1 protein-coding gene and 1 pseudogene are annotated in these 859 nt (G+C 35.9%); both read left to right on the top strand.

The window, feature by feature from the left end; translation table 11 throughout:
- Nucleotides 1-42 precede the first annotated feature (42 nt).
- Nucleotides 43-489 carry an Hsp20 family protein gene (locus H5058_RS18115; protein WP_011327681.1) on the top strand — a complete coding sequence of 149 codons (447 nt, stop codon included), beginning with the start codon at nucleotides 43-45 and terminating at the stop codon, nucleotides 487-489.
- A 290-nt stretch (nucleotides 490-779) separates the two neighbouring features.
- Nucleotides 780-859, top strand: a pseudogene (locus tag H5058_RS18595) (heat-shock protein); the annotation flags it as partial.

Raw genomic sequence — 859 nt, 5'->3', positions numbered from 1 at the left:
AAAAGCACAACTGAAATATCGCTTAAATATGAGGATATTATTATGCGTACAGTAGATTTATCACCCCTTTATCGTTCATTCATCGGTTTCGATCATTTAGCGTCTTTAATGGATGCGGCAGCAAGCTCAGATAAGCAGCCAAGCTTTCCTCCTTACAATATCGAAGCGCTCGATAAAGACAAATACCGAATTACTATGGCAGTTGCTGGTTTTAGCAATAGCGAACTGACAATCGAGTCAGAAAATAACACCCTAAAAGTTAGCGGGGTTAAACAAAGTAAAGACGATAGTAAAGAGCGTAAATTTATTCACCAAGGCATTGCAGATCGCAATTTTGAGCGTAAGTTTCAGTTAGGAGATCATGTAAGAGTTATCGCTGCTGACTTAGCCCATGGTTTACTCAGCATAGATTTACAACGTGAAATACCTGAAGCGTTAAAACCGCGCAAAATAGCAATAGGTGGCAATGATTTGCTCGAAGATAAGTAATTCACTTTAAATATTTTCCACTGTTTTAGCCGCCTCGCTTGAGGCGGTATTTTTACCATTGTAATTTATGTTTAACGACCTTGTTGTGTATTTTAAAAGAGCGAATTTAAAAAATTATTTGTTATTTGCTTGAAAACAATTTTAACGTCCATATATAGATAAGTAGAGGACGCCTGATGGGTCCTTGTTAAACAGAAGTAATTGAAATTTATATTATTAATTAAACTTCATTTGTGTTTGTTCATTAGAAAAGCACAACTGAAATATCGCTTAAATATGAGGATATTATTATGCGTACAGTAGATTTATCACCCCTTTATCGTTCATTCATCGGTTTCGATCATTTAGCGTCTTTAATGGATGCGGCAGC

Source organism: Pseudoalteromonas sp. SR45-4 (genome assembly GCF_014163535.1).
GTDB lineage: Bacteria > Pseudomonadota > Gammaproteobacteria > Enterobacterales > Alteromonadaceae > Pseudoalteromonas > Pseudoalteromonas nigrifaciens.
The sequence above is the reverse complement of the archived record's forward strand: the minus strand, read 5'-3'. Positions and strand labels throughout refer to the sequence as shown.